Annotated in this window: 19 protein-coding genes; 12 read left to right on the top strand and 7 right to left on the bottom strand. The window is 54.9% G+C overall.

Annotation, left to right across the window (positions count from 1 at the left end; translation table 11 throughout):
* Positions 1–205 precede the first annotated feature (205 nt).
* Together ABD971_RS05015 and ABD971_RS05010 are read left to right on the top strand one after the other, a co-directional pair.
* Positions 206–448: a hemin uptake protein HemP gene (locus ABD971_RS05015; protein WP_345320018.1), complete on the top strand. Its 243-nt coding sequence runs from the start codon at positions 206–208 to the stop codon at positions 446–448.
* Positions 445–1,215 carry an energy transducer TonB gene (locus tag ABD971_RS05010; protein WP_345320016.1) on the top strand — a complete coding sequence of 257 codons (771 nt, stop codon included), beginning with the start codon at positions 445–447 and terminating at the stop codon, positions 1,213–1,215. The genes ABD971_RS05015 and ABD971_RS05010 overlap by 4 nt, the downstream gene beginning before the upstream one ends.
* A 33-nt stretch (positions 1,216–1,248) precedes the next feature.
* Here the strand turns inward: ABD971_RS05010 and ABD971_RS05005 are convergent, their stop codons facing one another.
* Complete coding sequence (locus ABD971_RS05005; protein WP_345320014.1) at positions 1,249–1,851, bottom strand: cysteine hydrolase family protein; 603 nt, start codon at positions 1,849–1,851, stop codon at positions 1,249–1,251.
* The gene (locus tag ABD971_RS05000) at positions 1,848–2,330 is read right to left on the bottom strand and encodes a hypothetical protein (RefSeq protein WP_345320012.1); all 483 of its coding nucleotides are present in this window, start codon (positions 2,328–2,330) and stop codon (positions 1,848–1,850) included. The genes ABD971_RS05005 and ABD971_RS05000 overlap by 4 nt, the downstream gene beginning before the upstream one ends.
* A gap of 424 nt (positions 2,331–2,754) precedes the next feature.
* Between ABD971_RS05000 and ABD971_RS04995 the strand changes: the two genes are divergently transcribed.
* From ABD971_RS04995 to ABD971_RS04960, 8 genes are all read left to right on the top strand, one after another.
* Complete coding sequence (locus ABD971_RS04995; protein ID WP_345320010.1) at positions 2,755–3,501, top strand: exopolysaccharide biosynthesis protein; 747 nt, start codon at positions 2,755–2,757, stop codon at positions 3,499–3,501.
* 55 nt (positions 3,502–3,556) lie between these two features.
* Positions 3,557–3,751: a hypothetical protein gene (locus ABD971_RS04990; RefSeq protein WP_345320008.1), complete on the top strand. Its 195-nt coding sequence runs from the start codon at positions 3,557–3,559 to the stop codon at positions 3,749–3,751.
* 159 nt (positions 3,752–3,910) lie between these two features.
* The gene (locus tag ABD971_RS04985; RefSeq protein WP_345320006.1) at positions 3,911–4,948 is read left to right on the top strand and encodes an SDR family oxidoreductase; all 1,038 of its coding nucleotides are present in this window, start codon (positions 3,911–3,913) and stop codon (positions 4,946–4,948) included.
* 155 nt (positions 4,949–5,103) lie between these two features.
* On the top strand, positions 5,104–5,682 hold the full coding sequence (locus ABD971_RS04980; RefSeq protein WP_345320004.1) for a DUF421 domain-containing protein: 579 nt from the start codon (positions 5,104–5,106) through the stop codon (positions 5,680–5,682).
* Positions 5,683–5,739: 57 nt separating this feature from the next.
* Positions 5,740–6,078: a cupin domain-containing protein gene (locus tag ABD971_RS04975; protein WP_345320002.1), complete on the top strand. Its 339-nt coding sequence runs from the start codon at positions 5,740–5,742 to the stop codon at positions 6,076–6,078.
* 184 nt (positions 6,079–6,262) lie between these two features.
* Positions 6,263–7,888 (top strand): vitamin K epoxide reductase family protein, encoded by a 1,626-nt coding sequence (locus tag ABD971_RS04970; protein WP_345320000.1) that lies wholly within the window; start codon positions 6,263–6,265, stop codon positions 7,886–7,888.
* A gap of 133 nt (positions 7,889–8,021) precedes the next feature.
* Positions 8,022–8,360: a four-helix bundle copper-binding protein gene (locus tag ABD971_RS04965; protein ID WP_339946026.1), complete on the top strand. Its 339-nt coding sequence runs from the start codon at positions 8,022–8,024 to the stop codon at positions 8,358–8,360.
* Positions 8,361–8,486: 126 nt separating this feature from the next.
* Positions 8,487–10,328 (top strand): glycoside hydrolase family 15 protein, encoded by a 1,842-nt coding sequence (locus ABD971_RS04960; RefSeq protein ID WP_345319997.1) that lies wholly within the window; start codon positions 8,487–8,489, stop codon positions 10,326–10,328.
* Positions 10,329–10,473: 145 nt separating this feature from the next.
* Here ABD971_RS04960 and ABD971_RS04955 read toward each other — a convergent pair whose 3' ends face one another.
* From ABD971_RS04955 to ABD971_RS04940, 4 genes are all read right to left on the bottom strand, one after another.
* The gene (locus ABD971_RS04955; protein ID WP_345319995.1) at positions 10,474–10,932 is read right to left on the bottom strand and encodes a transthyretin-like family protein; all 459 of its coding nucleotides are present in this window, start codon (positions 10,930–10,932) and stop codon (positions 10,474–10,476) included.
* 171 nt (positions 10,933–11,103) lie between these two features.
* A complete protein-coding gene (locus ABD971_RS04950; protein ID WP_345319993.1) occupies positions 11,104–12,117 on the bottom strand; it encodes a DUF1559 family PulG-like putative transporter in 1,014 nt (337 codons plus the stop codon).
* Positions 12,118–12,819: 702 nt separating this feature from the next.
* A complete protein-coding gene (locus tag ABD971_RS04945; protein ID WP_339946021.1) occupies positions 12,820–14,328 on the bottom strand; it encodes a DUF1501 domain-containing protein in 1,509 nt (502 codons plus the stop codon).
* 120 nt (positions 14,329–14,448) lie between these two features.
* On the bottom strand, positions 14,449–17,610 hold the full coding sequence (locus ABD971_RS04940; protein WP_345319990.1) for a PSD1 and planctomycete cytochrome C domain-containing protein: 3,162 nt from the start codon (positions 17,608–17,610) through the stop codon (positions 14,449–14,451).
* A gap of 12 nt (positions 17,611–17,622) precedes the next feature.
* Between ABD971_RS04940 and ABD971_RS04935 the strand changes: the two genes are divergently transcribed.
* Positions 17,623–17,856: a hypothetical protein gene (locus ABD971_RS04935; protein WP_345319988.1), complete on the top strand. Its 234-nt coding sequence runs from the start codon at positions 17,623–17,625 to the stop codon at positions 17,854–17,856.
* A 335-nt stretch (positions 17,857–18,191) separates the two neighbouring features.
* Here the strand turns inward: ABD971_RS04935 and xylA are convergent, their stop codons facing one another.
* Complete coding sequence (gene xylA, locus ABD971_RS04930) at positions 18,192–19,508, bottom strand: xylose isomerase (protein ID WP_345319984.1); 1,317 nt, start codon at positions 19,506–19,508, stop codon at positions 18,192–18,194.
* 237 nt (positions 19,509–19,745) lie between these two features.
* Here xylA and ABD971_RS04925 point away from each other — a divergent pair, with 237 nt between their 5' ends.
* The gene (locus ABD971_RS04925) at positions 19,746–20,900 is read left to right on the top strand and encodes a XylR family transcriptional regulator (RefSeq protein WP_339946013.1); all 1,155 of its coding nucleotides are present in this window, start codon (positions 19,746–19,748) and stop codon (positions 20,898–20,900) included.
* The last annotated feature ends 130 nt before the right edge of the window (positions 20,901–21,030 follow it).

The raw sequence follows: 21,030 nt of genomic DNA, 5'->3' as shown, positions 1-21,030 counted from the left end.
TCCGTCGCTGTCAGCGTCGATTCGATCGCGGTAAAGCCATAAATAGCCAGAATTAAGGGCAGTTTTGCGTGTCGCCGCCGCGTGGGCCGCGCTGTGGCACGCCCCGTGCTAAGGAAAATCCTCGGCAGCCGGACGATGATCTCGCCGCTGTCTCGCCCCCCCGTTTATTTGCATCCTCACATCGAGTGCCGTAGCCGAATTATCCGTGACCGATTCTGAACCCTCCGATGCCGCTGCGCAGGCCCCGCCCGCCGCCGCGCAGGCACAGCCCGCCGCCGCGCAGGCCCAGCCCGCCGCCCCCTCTCATTGCCCATCCTTGGAATCGTTTGCGAAGGTCATTCCATCATCCGAGTTACTGCGAGGGCGTCGCGAGGTCTGGATCGAACATGGCAGCGAAATGTACAGGCTTCGCTTGACCGCCTCGGGGAAGTTATACTTAACAAAGTGAAAGACATTAGCCTTTTTGTACGATCGACGGGATTCTCCCTCGCCCTGCACGCCACCGCAGTGGCGGCGATTTGTGCTGTTCCGATGACGGTCATCGATCGCTTCTCGCTGCAGGGCGATTCGCAAGTGGTCACCGTTCAGCTGAGCATGACGATGCCGTCGGCGTCGCCCGTTTCGCTTGAACCTGTGCCACTCGAGCCTATGCCACTCGAACCGGAACGGGAAACACTTGTTGCAGAACCTGTGTTCGAGGACAGATTGGCGGACGACGTCTCGCGTGATCGGCAAACCACCATCGCCAAAACGGTCGTTCCGACGCCGTTGCGAGTGCCCGATGTGCCGACCGATGCTTCCGTTTCACGGGCACGTCGATTGCAACCCGAGCGCGAGCTGCCAACCGTGACGGATGTCGCTGCGGAACGTCCCCGTCAACCACCGACGGCGGCATTCACCCCCAGCGTTTCCATGAATCCGCTGGAACAAATGGCGGGGATTTCTGATCGGACTCCCGCCGATTTTTCGGCCAACGCTCCACCGCAATATCCTGCCGACGCGGTCGCTCGTCGACTCGAAGGCACGGTGAAGTTAAAGCTGATTATCGATGAAACGGGGCGAGTCGAGCGGGTGGAAATTGTGGATTCCAGTGGCCATAACGCATTGGACCGCGCGGCGGTCGAAGCGGTCCAGGCGTGGCAGGGCCAGCCTGCGAAGCGGTATGGCCATCCGGTTGCGTCCGAGGAAGTCTTGCCGATCCGCTTTCGCTTGTAGCGACTCGTGATTAGACAGTGCGTGACCATTACGTCACGCAAGTTGGTCTAAGTCCAATTCGGCCGAGTTCGTTGTATTGGCCTTTAGCACCATTCTGGCCTGCTCGAGCGCCGTTTCGGAAAGAGTGGCGGTGTTGGCGGCCACACAATCGCCGGGGATCCAAAGCCGATAACCACGCATGTAGGCATCGTTACCCGTGAACAAGATGCAGATGTTGGTGGCGACTCCGGTGATCACCAAGGTCGTGACCCCCAGATTCTTTAGCAAGATATCCAGCGTGGTACCGTAGAAAGCCGAATGCATTGGCTTTAGCACAAAGTAGTCATCCGATTCAGGCACCAAGCGTTCGACGATCGCTTTACCGCGGACATTGTCCTGTAAACAATGATCGACTTGGCTACGGAAATCGGACTGCCATTTGCCGAAGTTGTCGTTGGCATAGATCACCGGCCAACCTCGCTGATTGAATCGTTGCTTCAATTTCTGCAGTCGTCTGGCAACTGGCAACGCGAATTCCAGTAGTTGTTCGCCCTCGTCAAATTCCAGGTCGTTGATCATGTCCACGATCAAGAGTGCCGTCGAGGCGCGTGCGGTTTCGCTGAAGTGAGAATCCGAATCCGAATCCGTCAAACTCATACTGCCGCCCTGCGATTCATTGCCATGGTACCGGTACGGATTCGCCACTGTTCAACCTGCTGGAATTGCGAATCCGCTCGCGCGATTAGCCGCCCATAGTCGAGGCTAAGCAATTCCGGATCGCTCAATGTTTGCAGCATCCGCCACAGTGCACGTTTGCCAAGGATGCCCAGCGAGAGGAATTCGAGGGCTTGAAAGTTGCCGAAATCGCCCGCCGTGGCTCGTCCAAACTTTGGCACCGTCATCTTGGCACCGGCCCATGCGACCGCTTGCTTGACCACACCAGGCATGGCGTCGTATTGCTTGATCAGTTCCTCGAGCTCCGCCTTGTCCTGCTCAATTTCGCTCAACAGGGTTATGGCAAAGTCGCCCAGCGGTTCTCCCTGGTTCTCGTCGATCAATCGATCGATCACATCGGTCGCTGCAACCGCTCCGGCATGATGATCATTTAGGTAGGTCGTTAACAATTCATGATTCATAACACGCAGCCTCGATCTCTGTTGCCCTTAAACGATACGCAATCCACCAAACGGCACGCACTCGCCGCATCGACAACGCGAGGGCGTTCAAAGCATTTTTCAAAACGAAGGAGATGGCAATTGGCGTGCCCATCGCGAACGTGTTGTCCAGATTTTTTATTCACCTTCTTTGGCACATCGTATGCAGAATTAAAAGTAGCCTAGGCTTCCAGCCTGGGTTCGAGCCTGGGCCTGGGTTCGAGCCTGGGTTCGATGGGGGCTCCAAGGCTGGAAGCCTACGCTACGTTTTAGAACGTCATCGCTTTGAGGATTGAGACACCCATTGCGGAATCAAAGGCGCGGAATCAAAGGTAACGAGACTTGGTCGATCCACTGCCGCAGCGGTTACTGTGCGTCCAGTTTCGAGCGAGAGAAAGGTACTCGGATGAGCGATTTTACAGTGCATCAAAGTCCGTCGTCGAATGAAAGCCACTCGGCTTCGTCACCGCCGGTGTCGCGAGACTCGCTGGATCGCGGACAATCCGGCACGAACCAATCCGACCAGAACCAATCCGACCAGAAGCAGTCCGATGCAGGACAATCGGGTGACGGCGAGGTTCACGATCTGCGGAGCGTACTGGACCGCGTCGAAGCGGCGGCCAAAGACGAATCCAAAGTCTCGATTGGCGATGTGATGGACCGCCTCGGTAAGCACTCTTTCGCACCGATGTTGTTGTTACCCGGATTGATCATGGTCGCACCCGTGATCGGCGACATCCCTGGCGTCCCCGTGATGATGGGGTTGATCGTGATCTTGGGCAGTGTCCAAGTCGTGATGAAACGCGATCATTTTTGGATCCCAGGTTGGTTAGAGAATCGTAAGGTTAATAGTAGCAAAGTATCCAAGACGATCGGTTGGTTGCGAAAGCCTGCTCGGTTTTTGGATCGCTGGTCCAAAGAACGCTACACGTATCTGGTTGACCATGCCGGCATCTATGTGATTGCAGCGGTCTGTATTGTGATTGCCGCAGCAACACCCGTGATGGAAGTGGTGCCGATGAGTGCCAACGTGGCGGGTGCCGCGATCACCGCATTTGGGCTGGCGATCCTCGCACGTGATGGTTTGATCGCGATGCTGGCAATCGCCTTCTCGCTATTGACTGCCGGACTGTTGATTTATCAATGGATATAGTGCTCAAGTGATGACAAGCCAGTAGCCCTTTTTTTCCTCTTGCCAGGAGATAGCTATGTCACGATTAGTTGGTTCGGGGTTTTTGTTGTGTGACGCCACTGCTACTGTCGCTTCCGCGTTGAGCGGAGGGGATGGTTTGGGGTTGTTCGCGGTGACGCTCGTCTCGTCGATCGGTTTTGCATTGATGTCCCAGACGGTTCGGTCTCTGCTCTGGCCAAGCTATTTCTGGGATGCCACTGATTCACCGTAACGTGGTTCGGACGTGGGGAGCAAGTGTTTCATGGCTTGCTTCGCCGCGAAAAAGGTAGCGAGTACATGGGTTGGTGTCCCCCTTGCTTGGCATCCTAGTTGCATGTGATTCCGATCATATCGATCGGTTTTGCTGTTCCCCGTACTAGGATCTTCTTTGATGCCAGAGTCCAACCGAATTGCTCGCCGTCCCGTGGTCGTCATCACGGGAGCATCTGCAGGCATTGGCCGTGCTGCGGTACGGCATTTTGCCAAACAAGGGTACGACGTCGGCTTGATCGCGCGGGGTGAACAGGGACTTTTGGCTGCCGCTGACGAAGTGCGTCGATTTGGCGGCCGCGCGTGTCATGTGGTGTGCGATGTCGCAGATGCGGAAGCGGTTGAGTCGGCGGCCGCACAGATCGAAAGCGAACTTGGGCTGATTGACGTGTGGGTCAATAATGCGATGGTTTCCGTCTTTTCGCCGGTTGCGGAAATGGAGCCGCATGAATACAAGCGAGTCACCGAAGTTTCTTATTTGGGCTACGTCTACGGTACTTTGGCAGCGCTGCGGCGGATGCGAAGGCGTGATCACGGCACGATCGTTCAAGTCGGTTCGGCATTGGCCTATCGCAGTATCCCACTTCAGTCCGCCTACTGTGCTGCGAAGCACGCCATCGTGGGGTTCACCGATTCGCTGCGATGTGAATTGATTCATGATCAAAGCAATGTGCATGTCACCGTGGTGCATATGCCCGCGGTCAACACACCTCAATTCGAGTGGGTAAAATCGCGATTGCCCAACAAGTCTCAGCCCGTCCCACCGATCTTCCAGCCCGAAGTCGCGGCCGATGCGATCTTCTTTGCCGCTCATCACCGGCGCCGCGAGGTGTGGGTGGCACGCTCGGCGATTGGGTCAATTCTGGCACAAAAGTTTGTCCCAGGCCTGTTGGATCACTACTTGGCCAAAAACGGCTTCAAGTCTCAACAGACGGAGGATCGCAAAGATCCTGATCAGCCTGACAACCTGTATGCCCCGGTGGACGACCATCAGGGTGGCGATTTTGGAGCTCACGGCAGCTTCGACGATCAGGCAAGTGATCAAAGTCCGATGCTAACACTCGTCCAAGCGATGCCTGGACGACATCCGCTCGCGTCCCTAGCCATGTTCGCCGCGGCGGGGGTCATGGCGGGCCGAATACTAAGCTCGTCGCGGTAAATAACATCGTTACCAGCCTCATTCGAAATGAAGTGAATGAAGACGCGCCGCGTTCCAGTCACTTCGTATCTTGGGGGAGCCGGGTTTTTGGAGCAACATGATTTCCGTTGACGTCGGGCGACTTTGGGCATGGAAAATGCAACGATCGAACCAGCATGAATGACATTGGCTTCAAAATGATCTTCGATGGTTGGGCGCCCGTGATTCGGACGCTCGTCCTGGGGACGCTGTCGTATCTCGCGCTTGTCTTTTTGCTTCGTATCAGTGGCAAACGCACGCTTTCAAAAATGAATGCGTTTGATTTGGTCGTGACGGTCGCATTTGGTTCGACCCTCGCTTCGATTTTGACCTCGAGCCAGGTTTCGCTCGTCCAAGGGGTGCTTGCACTCGGGCTGCTAGTGCTGCTGCAGTTAGTCAATACGTTTTTGGCGGTTCGCTATCCCAAGTATCAAGCATTGATCAAAGCCCAGCCCACATTGATCTTTTTTCAAGGGCAATTTCTAACCGATGCGATGCAAAAACAACGTGTTTCGCAAGAGGAGGTGCTTGCCGCGATGCGTCAACACGGAGCCGCCGAACCCAGCGAAGTCGACGCGGTCGTGATAGAAACCGAAGGCTCGTTGTCGGTGCTGACGAAGAATGCGTCGTCGCTTGACGCATTGGACCGCGTCGGCGTTTCGACAAGTGGTTCGTTAGGAAGGCGAAAGGATGCGGCGGAGTCGTCCTCTCGTTAGGTAACGCAATCTTTCAACACCATCCTTTTCCATTGGATCTCACACGGAGCCTCACTGATGCAACGCCGACAACTCGAATTCTTGTCGAATTTTCATGTTGTCGCCGGGAACGAGCGTTCTCAGGCGGCGGTGATGGTGCTTGCCAAAGGCGATACCACAGGCGGACCTGACAATCGGCATGAAAACAGCGATCAATGGTTGTATGTGGTTTCTGGCGAAGGAGAGGCCGTAGTTCAAGACAAACGCTATCCGCTGAAATCAGGGACACTGTTGCTGATCGAGCAGAATGAAACCCACGAGATTATTAATCTTGGCGACAGCCCGCTAAAGACCGTCAATTTTTACGTTCCCCCGGCCTATCGTGGCCGAGAAGGATCGCCGCCGTCGCACGACTGAGTGCGATGGGACGTGAACGGTCCTGTTGCCGGTTCGTCTCTAACTTATCCGCCGATCCGATACCCTGGCATGGTATTTGCCAGTTTACTTGTTTCATCGGGCATCCTGTTTTCGTTTTGCGTGGTCTGGCGTATTGGATGCAATCTTCCAAGCTTCAAACCCCAACCAATAACCAGTCTGAACGATGAGCGACCAACCCAAGCACGGCATGATGGGATCCCGCGGCGTCTCGCGTCCGATGGCCGAAATGGCAATGAAAAAGGGGCAGCACGACGAGCAGGATCACGAACCGAATCACCGAGACGACAACGGCGGCGATCATAGCGGTGGGCATAGCGACGATCATGGGGGCGGGCATGAAATGAGTCATGATGATCGCCTGTCGATGCTGAAAATGCACCACAAGCAAACGTTGTGGATCTACTGGACGCTGCCGATGTTGGGGATCTGGTTGATCTTGGCCCCCTTTAATTTTGGTTACCTTAACGAAGCGTTGTGGGTGGACCCCAGTGGTGGACGGGGACCTTGGTTTGCCGAGGAATCGACGGCCGAGCTTCGTCAGTTGCGTGCATGGTTGATGACCGCCAGCGACGTGATCTCGGGGTTGTTGTTAGTGGTGTTGGGGTGGCGTTCGCTCAAGCCCAATCGTCCCTACAGTCTGTGGGCATGTTGTTTCGTCGGTGTTTGGTTGACGTTCGCTCCGATTCTACTTTGGGCACCCACTGCTGCAGCCTATGTCAACGATTCGTTCGTCGGCATTCTGGTGATGGCGCTCACGATCCTGATCCCGGGCATGCCCAACATGATTATGTACATGCAGCATGGGCCGGCGACGCCGCCCGGTTGGAGTTACAACCCGTCAAGTTGGCCGCAACGCTGGTCGATGATCGCCGCCGGGTTTGTTGGCTTTGTTGTTTCGCGTTATCTGGCGATGTTCCAACTGGGTTACATCGACTTTGTTTGGGACCCCTTTTTCGGATTTGAAAGTGGGACCAAGAAGGTGCTCAATTCCAAAATGTCCCACATGTGGCCGATCTCTGACGGTGGGCTTGGTGTGGCGTCGTACACCTTCGAATTTTTGATGGGATACATGGGAAGCCCCTCGCGTTGGCGAACGATGCCGTGGATGGTCGCGTTCTTTGGCATTTTGGTCATCCCGCTGGGACTAACGCATATCGTCCTCGTGATTTCACAACCAGTACTTGTGCATCACTGGTGCGCGATGTGTTTGTTGGCGGCGGCGGTGATGTTGCCGATGATCCCGTTGGAAGTGGATGAAGTGGTCGCGATGTTTCAACATGTTCGCCAAGCCAAACGGCGCGGCGATCGTGGTGGATCGCTATGGGCGATCTTTTGGAAAGGAGGCAAAGCAGACGGATGTACTGAAGATGATCGATCCCCTGAGCTAATCGAGATGCCCGAGAAACCGTGGCAGGTGATCAAGGCATCGATTTGGGGGATGAGTTTTCCCTGGACATTAGTGGTTTGTACCGCATTGGGAATCGGGATCATGGCCGCGCCCACTTGGTTCGGGATCGATATCAAAACAACTGCCGCCGATATTGGACATCTCGGTGGCGCTTTGATCGTGACCGTTTCGGTGATCGCCATGGGCGAAGTGATTCGTGTCGGCCGTTATCTGAACGTGTTGTTGGCCGTCGCAGTCATCGTCGGCCCTTGGTTGGTCGACTCGGCGACCACGGGGTTTGCCATCACCAGCAGCGTGCTCGGGATCCTCGTGCTAATCCTGACGATTCCGCGAGGCAAGATTACCGAATCGTATGGATCGTGGGACCGCTTTGTTCGTTAATGATCAATCGAACACTGCTGATCAATCAAAAAGGGCGATCAATCCGCATTGAATGTTCACTAATAAACACAGCCACGTGAACGGGGCACATGGCTATGTTGTTTGAACCACGACCCCGCTATGGAGAGTAACGATGAGTAACCAACGTTTTTCCAGTTGTATCGAAGCCTGTCTCGATTGTGCCCAAGCCTGTGAGCATTGTGCAGAGGCATGCCTCGGTGAGAAAGATGTCAAGAAGATGGCCGATTGCATTCGCACCGACCGCGATTGTGCGACGCTTTGCTGGTCCACCGCAGCGCTAATGAGCCGCGATTCGCAATTCAGTGCAAAAGCTTGTGAGTTGTTGGCCGAAGTCTGCGAAGCGTGTGCGAAAGAATGCGGGCAGCACGACATGGATCACTGTCAAGAATGTGCAACCGCATGCAAGAAATGTGCAGCAGAGTGCCGCGAGATGGCTGGCGTCAAAGCATAGCCGTCCGATCGCTCCTAGTTCGTCGATATGGGAATGACGGTGCGTTCCCATTCGCTCTTGCAATCGTCGCAACCGGTTGTAAGAGCGAATTTTATTTTAGCCTTTCACAATTCCACAGCACTGATCATGGAACCCTATTACCCTCTCTCAGATTACGCACTGATTGGAAACGGCCAGACGGCTGCGTTAGTCAATCGTCAGGGTTCGATGGATTGGTGCTGCTGGCCCCGTTTCGACAGTGCGGCTTCGTTCTGTCGACTGCTCGACGCGAAACAGGGTGGTTACTTCCAAATCGCACCCACCGCTGATTTTCGCGTGCAGCGGAAATACATTCATGCCACCAACGTTTTGGAAACGACGTTCACGACCGACAGCGGTGTGGTTCGATTGACCGATTTTATGCCAGCCCCACGCTGCAATGAATCTGAGACCTTTGGCCAACAAGATAAAAGCGAAGACGATTGTCTCATCCCCCATCGTCTGCTTCGCCGCGTGCAGTGTTTGGCAGGCGATGTAGAACTGAGAATCGTTTTTCAACCGACTTTTGATTTTGCACGAGGCAAATCCCAGTGGCACTTACACGATCACGGTGCGATTGCAACGAGTCAAGACGAATCGCTGGCATTGTCATCCCCTATCCCATTGAGCTTTTGTGACGATGCTGTGACGGGCAATACTCGCGTTTCGAAAGATGACGATGTCTGGTTTGTGTTGACTCATGGCTCCCCCAATGAAGCTGAGACTAACCTGCGGCTCAATCCGCCGGATCTGCAGGCCGAGCTGGATCGCACGGTCAAATTCTGGCGTGCATGGGCAAGTCAATGTTGCTACGACGGCCCCTATCGCGAACTGGTTCTGCGAAGTGCGCTGGTCATGAAATTGCTCATTTTTCAGCCGACCGGAGCCGTCGTGGCCGCTCCGACGACTTCGCTGCCAGATCAAATCGGCGGGGAACGAAATTGGGATTATCGTTTCAGCTGGCTGCGAGATTCGGGATTGTTGCTCGATGCGCTTCAGCAGCTAGGTTATCACGATGAATCCAAAAAATTCATTGATTGGTTGGGAAAACTCATGTCAGTCCACGACCACAAGCTCCGTATTATGTACTGCGTTGACGGACAACAAGCTCCTGACGAACACTCGCTACCACACTTGGAAGGTTATCGGGAATCCCGTCCGGTGCGTGTCGGAAATGGCGCCACCGATCAAACACAGATCGATATCTATGGTCATATCATTGATGCGGTTGTGCTCTGTTTCGAGCGGATGCCACGTAAAATCAGCGACCAGCTGTGGGAAGATTTGAAACGCTTGGCGGATCATGCGGCGTCGGGATGGAAAGATCCCGATCATGGCCCTTGGGAAATGCGAGGCGAGGCAAAGCATTATCTGTACTCGAAACTCTATTGCTGGGTAGGACTTGATCGAGTCATCCGATTTGCAGAAGCCAATGGACTCAATGGCGAGATTGACCGGTGGAAACGTCAACGCGACGAGATCCGTGCCAAGATTCTCGAGTCGGGATACAATCCAAAAATAGGGGCGTTTACTCAAGTCTTTGGTGAGCAAAGGCTGGATGCCACCTCGTTGACGATTCCCCTTTGCGGATTTTTGCCGGCCCAAGATCCGCGAGTATTGTCGACGATGCGGCGAACCCAGCAGCGGCTGTCTGAAAATCGATTGGTCTATCGTTACCACAACGATGATTCATTGCCGGGAAAAGATGCCACCTTTACGCTTTGCGGTTTTTGGATGGTGATGAATCTTGCCATGGCGGGCGAGCACGATGAAGCGGTGCAGTGGTTCGAACACCTCTGTGGCTTTGCTAACGACCTAGGATTAATGTCCGAGCAGATTGATGCATCTAACGGTGATTTGCTAGGGAATTTTCCGCAGGGTTACACCCATCTTGGGTTGGTGCGAGCGGCGCTGCATCTGCAAGAATCCGAGCGTGATCAAGACGATTGAACCCGTCGATAGAATGCTTTTTCTCTGGAATTATAAAAGACGATCCCCAGTCGAACACGTCGACCGGGGATCTGGTTTTGAGATGGGGGGACCTGGTTCCACTTTCCCTTGCCACCCGTGGACCTTTGTCCCGCGTGCAGGCTCGCTAACGTTTGCCCGGGCGTGAGCTCAATTGGAACGACAACCCCTCGGGACCCGTGGCCGGGATCGTTGCGTAAATGGGTGACTTTTCCGGGTGGCTGTAAATTTCAGGCAACTGGTTGATCAAGTTTGCATCGGCTGCCGAGGTGCCTGGTGGAACCGGCGAACCATCGGGCATCGCGTACTTGCGGAACAGCACCAAGTAATTCCCGGGGACGACTCCGTTGACCTCGGGGGCGGATTGCAGTGTGAACGTGCCATCGGAGCTGCTTGTGGCATAGCCGCCGCGACCCTTGATGCCGCGTTGAGGCACAAGCGTTACCGAGACACCCTCGATGGGTTTGTTGTCCAGCATCACGGTTCCCGATGCTGCGACGACGTCATAAGTCGCGGTGCCATCACAGCCGCTGCTGGCGAGTGCCAAAACGAGAATGCTACAAAATAGTGGATTCAATCGATGCATTTTCTAATGTCCTAAGGACCTGATGAGAGGAATCAATACAAACGTGTGAAGGGAAGACGCGGCTCCAGTGCGAGCCGTGTCGTTTGTGTCGAATGCTGCCTTCTTGTAGGGACGGTGCAATCCCAGCAGCATCTCCAGTCGTAGCGGTACGGCGTAAATCATTCAGCCGCATTAGAACTCTTCGATGACTTCTCCGTCCCCGATGTATGCCAAGTGCTGCAGGATGGAAATTTCTGTCGATTCGCTGATGAACCGAACCGAACCGTCACCCATCGTGAATTGAGCACCGCCAGGATGCACGCTGCCAGAGGTCGACCAAGCACTCAAGCGACTTGCTTGGCGTGTTCGTTGAAAGGGCACCGTGTCCCAGGCACAACACAGCAAGTTGTTGATCCCTAGACTGTAAGCCAGGTCGACACCGTTGCCGACCCACTTGGTGTATCCCCATGTTTGCGGCACACCGTCATGCACGCCGCGAAGCGTTTCGCAAACCGCGACCGTGTTACTGGAACCATCAAGCAAATCACGCATACGAGACGAATCGTCCATGCCGAACATGCGACGCGTCAACAGATCCTCTTGACTCCATTTCGACGCGGTCGATGAAATTCGGCGAATGCTGAACTCGTAATTCGTGAACGCTCCCTCAAGCGAAGTGGTGCCTGGCGAGATCGAATAGCTCGTACTCGAAGTGGTCGCGTAATGAGTTGGATTGGGATCTGAAGGACACAGGAAGGACTGGACCGCGGTGCTGATGACGACGTCATTGGTGTTGCCGGGTTCGCCTGGTTTGGGGCCTGAAAGCGTACTCTGGGATGAGTCGCGAACGTAGGCGCCCGTGGACATGGAGGTATCCATTTGTTCGTACAAGTTTTGCTGTTCAATGTAGGGCAGAACGCCCATCCAACCACGGTGATTTCGGATCTTGGTTTGTCCGGGAATCGCGGTGCCCGAGGTAATCGAACCTGCCTGGGCGGCGGAATAAGGAAACTTGTTAAATGCGCTGTGGTAGTTATGTAAACCAAGCCCAATTTGTTTCATGTTGTTTGAACATGACATTCGCCGTGCCGCTTCGCGTGCTGCTTGAACCGCAGGTAAAAGCAAGCCGACCAAAACGCCAATAATGGCGATAACGACCAAAAGTTCAACGAGCGTAAAAGCTTGGCGACGTTGCGGAAACTGCATTACAAAGACCCTTCAAATAAGAAAATGGACCCAAGCCGAACAGGAGTATTCGGCTGACACTGATACCGCCTACAGAAGGTTGGGTTCGCAAACCCCGCGCCAATATGAGCGGTGCCGCGGATCGACGGCATAACCGCCTGCTCTGCCCTGATCCGCACCCAATTTCCAAGGGGGAGTTGCCCTGCACAGCGGCGCAGTAGCGTATTGACGGTGCCCCTTCCTTTCTTTTGAACCCCTCCTTTGGTGCCGCTATGTGTCCGGTTGGATGACTCTGCTTTTTTTGCAAAAGCCTCAGCGTCGCTATCATCCGTGGCGAGGTTCCGATTGATCGCTGCGGAATTTATTGGCACTGCGAGACTCGACTTGCAAGCAATTGCAGCACATGCAAGGCATCCGCATCATGATCCGAGCTGGGAACGCGGGAGAACACACAGCCGGTTTTTTCGCCAGAGTCGCCGTAAAACGCGAAGTCTATACAGAATGGCATTGTCTATAGAAAGCGATGGATCGCGATGCATGCCACAAATTGATGCAGCGGCCCCCAGAGAGTCCGGCTTCGCTTACCGCGTAACCGCTTCGCTTACTCTGCTATGCAGAGCATTTTGTTATTCAGGAAATTGCCGAGCTATGATTGTCGCAGCCCGACACCTCCGTTTTGAAGTTGCGTTTTTCTTTGCAGCGGACATTCTCTGCCCGCCGTGGCTACGTCAAAATGTCATTGACAACATGACCGTGAACATCAGTCAACCGAAAGTAGCGTCCTTGGAATCGGAAGGTCAATCTTTCGTGATCAATGCCCATTTGCTGCATGATCGTTGCATGCAAATCGTGCACGTGGACGGGATTCTCGGTGATGTTGTAGCAAAACTCGTCCGTCGCACCGTAGGTCATCCCCGGCTTGATGCCGGCGCCGGCCATCCACAGCGAGAAGCATCGCGGATGGTGATCCCGTCCGTAGGTTTCTGCGTTCAGCGCCCCTTGGCAATACGACGTTCGTCCAAACTCACCGCCCCACACCACCAACGTGTCTTCGAATAATCCAAGTCGCTTTAGGTCGTTCACCAGAGCGGCAGTGGGTTGATCGGTATCGCGACATTGCCCAGGCAATTGTTTGGGCATCGTGAAATGTTGGTCCCATCCCATATGGAACAGTTGGATGAATCGCACGTCTCGTTCCGCCAATCGGCGTGCCAGCAAGCAGTTGTTGGCGTACGTGCCGCGTTTCATCACGTCAGGACCATAACTATCAAGCACGTGTTGCGGCTCATCCGAGAAATCGGTCAGCTCTGGAACCGAGGTCTGCATCCGATACGCCAATTCGTATTGTTGAATCCGAGTGTGAATTTCTGGGTCACCGAACTCGTCAAGCTTTTCTTCATTCAGCTTCGCCAAATCATCGAGCATCCGCCGCCGTGCCGTCGCGTCGAGTCCAGCGGGGTTGCTCAAGTACAGCACCGGGTCACCAATACTCATCAATTTGACGCCCGCGTAGGTCGACGGCAAAAATCCGCTTCCCCACAGTCGGTCGTAGAGCGGTTGGCAATTGGGACGCCCCGTGCCACGCGAGACCATGGCGATGAATGTGGGCAGATTGTCGTTCATCGAGCCCAACCCATAATGCATCCAGGAACCGATGCTTGGTCGTCCCGCCAATTGATGCCCCGTCTGGAAGAACGTGATCGCTGGGTCGTGGTTGATCGCTTCGGTTTGCATCGACCGGATCAGGCACATGTCATCGGCGAGCGAACCGATGTGTGGGATCAGCTCGCTGCACATTTCGGTGCCCGCTTCGCCAAATTTCTCAAACTTCCAGCGAGCTCCGGCCAGCGGAAACTTACTTTGCCCCGCCGTCATCCCAGTAACCCGCTGATTCATGTCAACGAAATCACGCAGCTCTTTGCCCTCGTGTTCGCGGAGTAGCGGTTTCGGGTCGAACAGTTCTTGCTGAGACGGCGCACCGCTTTGGAACAAGTAGATGACCCGCTTGGCTTTGGGTGGGGCGTGATACTGCTTCAGCACACCGTTGGGGGCTGGGAAATCGGCTGCCGACGGCGTCGCTTCGGCACCCCAAGCTTCGCTGCCCAACATCGATGCGAGTGCCGCGGTGCCTACGCCCGAGGCGGTTCGCCCAAAGAAATGCCGACGTGTCAGCATCAATCGGCTTTCGTCGGCAACGTGGTTCGGCTTCTGATTCTCTGCAGGCATGGTCATCACGAGTCCACGTGGGGGTGGGGGAAGTGGGGTAAATGATTTTTCGAACGCTTGCGAGTTGGTTCTATCAATATTTAGGAACGTCGGAACCATCCACGCCATTCATGGTTTCAGCGTTCCCTACTCAACCGAAACAAATTGATCGAGGTTGAAAATTAAGTGTGCAACCGAGGTCCATGCCGCATGTTCAGTGCCGTCGAGACTTTCGTCGCGGGGTGACGCTCCCGTCGAGATCAGCTTGATCGCATCATCCGGTTTGGTCTTGAAGTGTTGACGAAAATAGGCGAGCGAATCGAGCAAGACTTTGCTCGAACGGTCCGAAATTGGCTTCGCGATCGCCTGAGTATAGATCGCTTCGATTCGCTGGGGATCGGAAAGCTCGGGCATCCGCAGTGCTCGCTCGGAAAGTTTTCGAGCCGCTTCGATGAAGGTTGGGTCGTTCATCAACACCAACGCTTGCAGTGGCGTATTGGTGCGACGGACTCGGACGTTGCACACCTCGCGACCGCCTCCGTCAAAGATGATTTGACGCGGTGGATTGACCGCACGTTTCCAGTACGAGTACATGCTCTTGCGGTATAACGCGTTGCCGCCGCTGATGCGGTACTTGGTTCCAGCGCTGGCAGCCAACGATTCCCAAAGTCCGTCGGGTTGATACGATTTGACCGAAGGACCACCCACTTGTTCATTAAGTAGTCCGCTGGCTTGTAACGCAATGTCGCGAATCACAAAACCATCGGCGCGGTAACGGGGGCCATGTGCCAGCAGGCGATTTTTCGGATCGGCGGCGACGATGGCTTCGCTGCTGCGTGAGGATTGCCGATATGTTGCACTGGTGACGATCAGTCGGTGCATCGCTTTGACATCCCATCCCGATTCGATGAACTCGACTGCCAACCAATCCAACAACTCGGGATGAGACGGTACCTCGCCTTGCAGCCCAAAATCTTCGGTGGTGGAAACCAACCCTATTCCAAAATGGTCTTGCCAGATGCGGTTGACGGTCACGCGAGCGGTCAGCGGGTGCTCGCGAGAGACCAGCCACTTTGCTAATTCGAGCCGGTCGGCGGGCTGTGACGCGTCCGCCGACGACAACAGGGCAACGGGCACGCCACGCGATAACACTTCGCTCTTGTCGGGTGCATCGTACTGGCCTCGCATCAGCAAATAGGCGGGCAGCGGATCGCCGTCGCGTTCTTTCATCACCATCGTGGTCGCGATTTGGCCGCCCGCTTCCTGCAATGCCTTTTCCGCTTCGTTGAACCGTCTTTCGGCCTCGACCAACGTCGGGTCAATCGACTCGTAGTAACTGGACAGTGTCTTTTTGTCGTCCTTGGAGCGTGATTTTTCGGGTTTTCTCAGGATGGCCACAATGGCTTGATCCGAGATCAACGGTTCTTCATCTGTCGTTGCATTTTTGACCGCCGTCTGCAGACGCAATTTTCCAATCGAGTGATTGGGGAAATCTTGCGTAAATCGCAGTCGTAATTTGATCGTTGACTGTGGATCGGGCTTGATCGGGGTTTTGAGTTCGAGGATCAAGCGGACGTTTTCGGCTTGATTGCCGTGGATAGCCCATCCCGAACGCGTGTCGTCATCAAGCACATTGTCGGCAATGTAATTGGGTTGCTGGCGACTCGCCGATGCGGATGCAATCTCGACCGGGGTGTCCCCGACCGTCAACGTCACATCGGTCAGCACAAAGTTGCCGTTGGAGCTCGGAGCTAATTGATTCGGTTTGGTAAAGGAATCATCAACGAGTGCTTCGATTTGCAATACATCCAAATGGTTGGATTCAGCGTTTGCTGCGGACGCTGTTGTGGGGTGAAACTCGATCTCGTACGTCACGCCGCTGGCAGATCCGGCGGGTGAGTACTGGACGGTGTTGTCGTCATTGACGCGAAGTGTGCCGTCACCGTGAAGTGTCGCGTTATGGACCGCGACGTCGCTCCAGTGCTGATAGGGCGATTCGGGCAAATGCTGCTCGCTTTCCGCGATCCATGCGTGCATGCGATGGCTAAGCCCGTTGCGAGCGGCAATGCGTTCTTGCTCGGCATTGTGATAGGAAGTGATGAGTTCGTCGGGAACCGGTGGCAATGGTGAAACGACTTTCATCGTTGGCATCGCATCGACGCCTTTGCCGATCCCTCGTTCGCCAATGTTGTTAAAGTAGCCGTAGAGTTGAAAGAATTCTTTTTGGCTTAACGGGTCGTATTTGTGGTCGTGACAACGCGCACAGCCAAACGTCAATCCCATCCAGACCGTCGAGGTGGTTTCCACGCGATCGATGACGTTTTCGACCAAAAATTCTGCGGCAAGGGCTCCCCCTTCGCTGTTTTGACGATGGTTCCGGTTGAACGTTGTTGCGAGTCGTTGCGACGCGGTGGCGTCGGGTAACATGTCGCCCGCCAACTGCTCAATCGTGAACTGATCGAAAGGCATGTTGTCGTAGAAGGCCTTGGTGACCCAGTCTCGCCATGGCCAATTCGTTCGGCCGTTGTCGTTCTGATACCCGTCGGTGTCGGCATACCGCGCGGCGTCGAGCCAGCGAAGCGATTGCCGTTCGGCATACGCCATCGAATCAAGCAGGCGGTCGACGGCTTGGCGATACGTTTCGTCGGTCGGGTTTGCTTGTACCATCGCTTGAAGGTCTTCCGGCGGCAGCAGACCGGTCAATGTCAGTGAAGCACGTCGCAGCTGAGTCAGTGCATCCGCCTCAGGCGATGGAGGAAGTCCCGCTTCAATCAATCGTCGACCGACGAAGGCATCGATCGGGTTCGAGGACCAGCGCTCGATCGTGGCCGCATCCCAGCCCGCGTGCGATTCCGCCGACGTGATCGCGTCGACGGGAACTTCGGGCCTTTGCGGGATTTCAAACGCCCAATGGCCTTCGTAGGGTGCACCCTGCTTGATCCACAAATCGAGAATGCGTTTTTCTTCTGCCGACAGCGATCGATTGCTGTCCGGTGGCGGCATCTGGTCCCCTTCGTCCGTGCTGTGGATTCGTGCGTGCAATTCGCTCGAATCCAAATCGCCGGGGACGACGGCAAAGTAGCCGCCCAGGTCGGCGAACAAGTTTTCTTTGTTGTCGGCCCTGAAGTCAGAGTCCTGGTTTTCGGCATCTGGACCGTGGCAATGAAAGCACTTGTCCGACAAGATTGGGCTGACTTGGTCGCTGAAGTCAATTGTTTCTTCGCCATGCAAAACGCATAGCGTGCCACTGATCGTAGCGATCACAAACAAACAGACACGCAGTGGCGTATTCAGGAGGGGACTGCTCACGTTTCAATCCGAATGAAGAAGGGAATTGGCAGCGTCGATACGACGGGGCAGCCAATTCAAGTTGCAGCCAAGTCGGTATCACAGCCAAAGTCACTGTACGGTGGGGTCACATCCTTTGCGAATGTGACTCAGCGACTTGTTGATTTGCCCGCCGTCTCACTCCACCCGGTCTTTAATGAGACTGCTGATTTGTTTAGCCGTTTTGGCGTTAGCCACGGTTTCGTCAAACATCCAACCGGGGGCTAGTGCCCATACGGCTAACTTTACAGCGGTGATGTTGGACTCAATCAGCAATCGCTTATATCGGAGCGAAGCTTGCGGTAGGGGGCACGAAGTTACGGTCTTCTTCGTTGCTGTCGACTTGTGGACAACACTGGGATTTTAATCAACGAGGCTCAATACTCCAAGACGCTTTCTAGCCACCTCTAGATGACGGTGGGGGCTGAGCAGGCAGTGATTGCAATATTTTGTCACGCATACGCGTGTTCAGAAGCGAGCAGCCAGCGATCGATTTAGACACTTGCTATTGACGACCAGCCTGCGGAGTTGTGATCCACAGGCTGGCGATTCATCGAGGAAAACTACTTTTTGTCCAAGTAGCGGTTGAAGATATTTTCCAGCAATTCTTGGCGTCCGCTCGCGTTCGCTGCGGCTTCGCCTTTTTCGAGCATCAGTTTTTCGAGCTCGCTGAAGGTCGTGTTGCCCGATTCGATTTTCTTGCCTAATTCGCCGTCCCAGCTGCTATATCGCTGGTCGACCAAGTTGCTCAGGGCACCCTCTTCGATGATGTTCGCTGCCACTTTCAAACCGCGAGCGAACGCGTCCATGCTGCCGATGTGGGCGTAAAAAAGGTCGATGGGTTCAAAGCTTTCGCGGCGGACTTTTGCGTCAAAGTTCACTCCGCCGGGCGCCAAACCGTACTTCAGCAGCACCAACATCGTCTGAGTCGTCAGGTAGTAGTTAGTTGCAAATTGGTCGGTGTCCCAGCCCAGCAGCAAGTCGCCGGTGTTCGCATCGATCGAACCGAGTGTGCCTTGCATCCCAGCGTACTCGAGTTCGTGCATCATTTCGTGACCCGCCAAGGTCGCATGATTGGTTTCGATGTTCAGTTTGAAGTGATCGGTCAGATCGTAGGCACGCAGGAAGTTCAAACAGGCGGCGGCGTCCGAGTCGTACTGGTGCTTGGTCGGCTCTTTGGGTTTGGGCTCGATCAAGAATTGGCCTTCAAAACCGATCTCTTTCGCATAGTCGACGGCCATGTGAAAGAAGCGAGCGAGATGATCGAGTTCGCGTTTCATGTCGGTGTTGTACAGGCACTGGTAGCCTTCGCGGCCACCCCAGAACACATAGTTTTCGCCACCGAGTTCCTTGGTGACCTCCATCGCTTTTTTCACCTGAGCCGCAGCATAGGCGAATACTTCGACGTTACAGGTTGTCGCTGCACCGTGCATAAAACGGGGATTGCTGAACATGTTGGCGGTGCCCCACAGCAATTTGACACCCGTTCGCTGCTGTTCTTCGCCGAGCACTTTGGCGACGGCATCAAAGTTTGCATTGGACTCTTTCAGCGTCGCGCCTTCGGGAGCCACGTCACGGTCGTGGAATGCATAAAACGGAGCATCTAGTTTTTCAAAGAACTCGAACGCCGCTCGAGCACGGTTGCATGCGTTTTCGACCGATTCGCTGCCGTCGTCCCAAGGCCGCTGCATCGTTCCGCCGCCAAAAGGATCGCTGCCCGTGCCACGAAATGTGTGCCAATACGTGACGGTGAAACGCAAGTGATCCTTCATCGTCTTGCCCGCGACCACCTCGTCAGGGTTGTACCAGCGAAACGCGAGTGGGTTGTCCGAGTCGGGGCCTTCGTACTTGATCTTGGAAACTTCAGGAAATGCACTCACGGGTAGGCTCGCCTTGTTAAATCGAATGAATGGAGTATCGGATAGATTTCACACTTCACGCTCGGTGGATTGCTTGACAGTATAGACGTTGCCACCTCGTTCGATGGCCGATTACATCCCTGCAAGTCCCGGGCTAAGGCGTATTTTCCCTTTCAAAGCTGCCTTGATCCAGTAGACTTTTTGCAATCGATCAGAGATATTTCACATGGTTTCAAGGCTAGGGTTTAGGAGGATTTAATGACGCGGCGATCCGTGGCACTACTGATCGAGACGTCCAACGGCTATTGCCGCGGGTTGTTGGACGGCATCATTGCGTACGCAAAACATCATGCAAATTGGTCCATTCACCTGACCGAACAAGAGCGTGGAGCTGCTCCGCCGGCATGGTTGCAATCATGGAAAGGAGACGGAATTATCGCCCGCATCGAAACTGACACGATTGGTCGTCGTCTGAGAAAATTTGGACTGCCGATCGTCGATCTCAGTGCGGCGCGGCACGTCAAAGGTATTCCCTGGGCCGATACCGATGACGAGGCGATCTCGCGTTTGGGGATACAACATTTCACCGAACGCGGTTTTACACAGCTTGCCTACTGTGGCGATCCTGGATTTGAATGGTCCAACCTCCGGCGTGACCACTTCAAACGTATGACCATCGCGGCAGGATGCTCCTATCACGAGCACCAGATGACGCCTCGCTATGATTCAAGCTTTAGCTGGGATGCCGAGAAACGAGCGATCGCGGCGTGGCTGAATCAACTGCCGCGGCCCGCCGCGATTATGGCCTGTTACGATTTCCAAGCGCAGCAGGTCTTGGATGTTTGTCGCGAGCTTGAAATCGCGGTGCCCGAAGAGATCGCGGTCTTAGGCGTCGACGACGATCGCTTGATTTGTGAGTTGGCCGAGCCCAATCTCTCCAGCGTGATTCCCGACACGAAGTCCACCGGCTACGAAGCCGCCGAGCTGCTGGACCGAATGATGCAAGGCGAGTCAGTGTCCCCCCGCCAGCGATTGATCACACAGCCGCTGGGGATTCGCGTCCGCCAGTCGACCGATACATTGGCGATCGAAGACATCGAGGTCGCCCGGGCACTCAGCTATATCCGACGCCATGCCCTTGCCAATATTCGTGTCACCGACATCCTGCGCCACGTCTCGCTTTCACGGCGGGCACTGGAGCATCGATTCATGCGACTGATTGGCCATACGCCGCACGAAGAGATCATGCGAGTGCGAATGGATCGTATCAAGGTCTTGCTACGCGAAACCGAGCTGTCCATCCATGAAATCGCCCAGCGTGCCGGTTTTGAGTACGCCGAATACATGGCCGCTGTCTTCAAACGCGAAACAGGAACGACCCCGACCGAGTTTCGTGCCGAATGCAAAGCGTAGGTCGTTGGCGGGGGAAAATGGTTTGTGCTGACATACCCGCAGCGTCCCCAGTCCAATAGCAGCGACTCCTGTTGAACGATGGCGAGCAGAACTATCATGCAAAGCAGAGCGTTTGGATCGCTCTTTACGG

It is taken from the genome of Novipirellula rosea, assembly GCF_039541335.1.
Classification (GTDB): domain Bacteria; phylum Planctomycetota; class Planctomycetia; order Pirellulales; family Pirellulaceae; genus Novipirellula; species Novipirellula rosea.
This window is presented reverse-complemented; position numbering and strand designations above follow the sequence as displayed.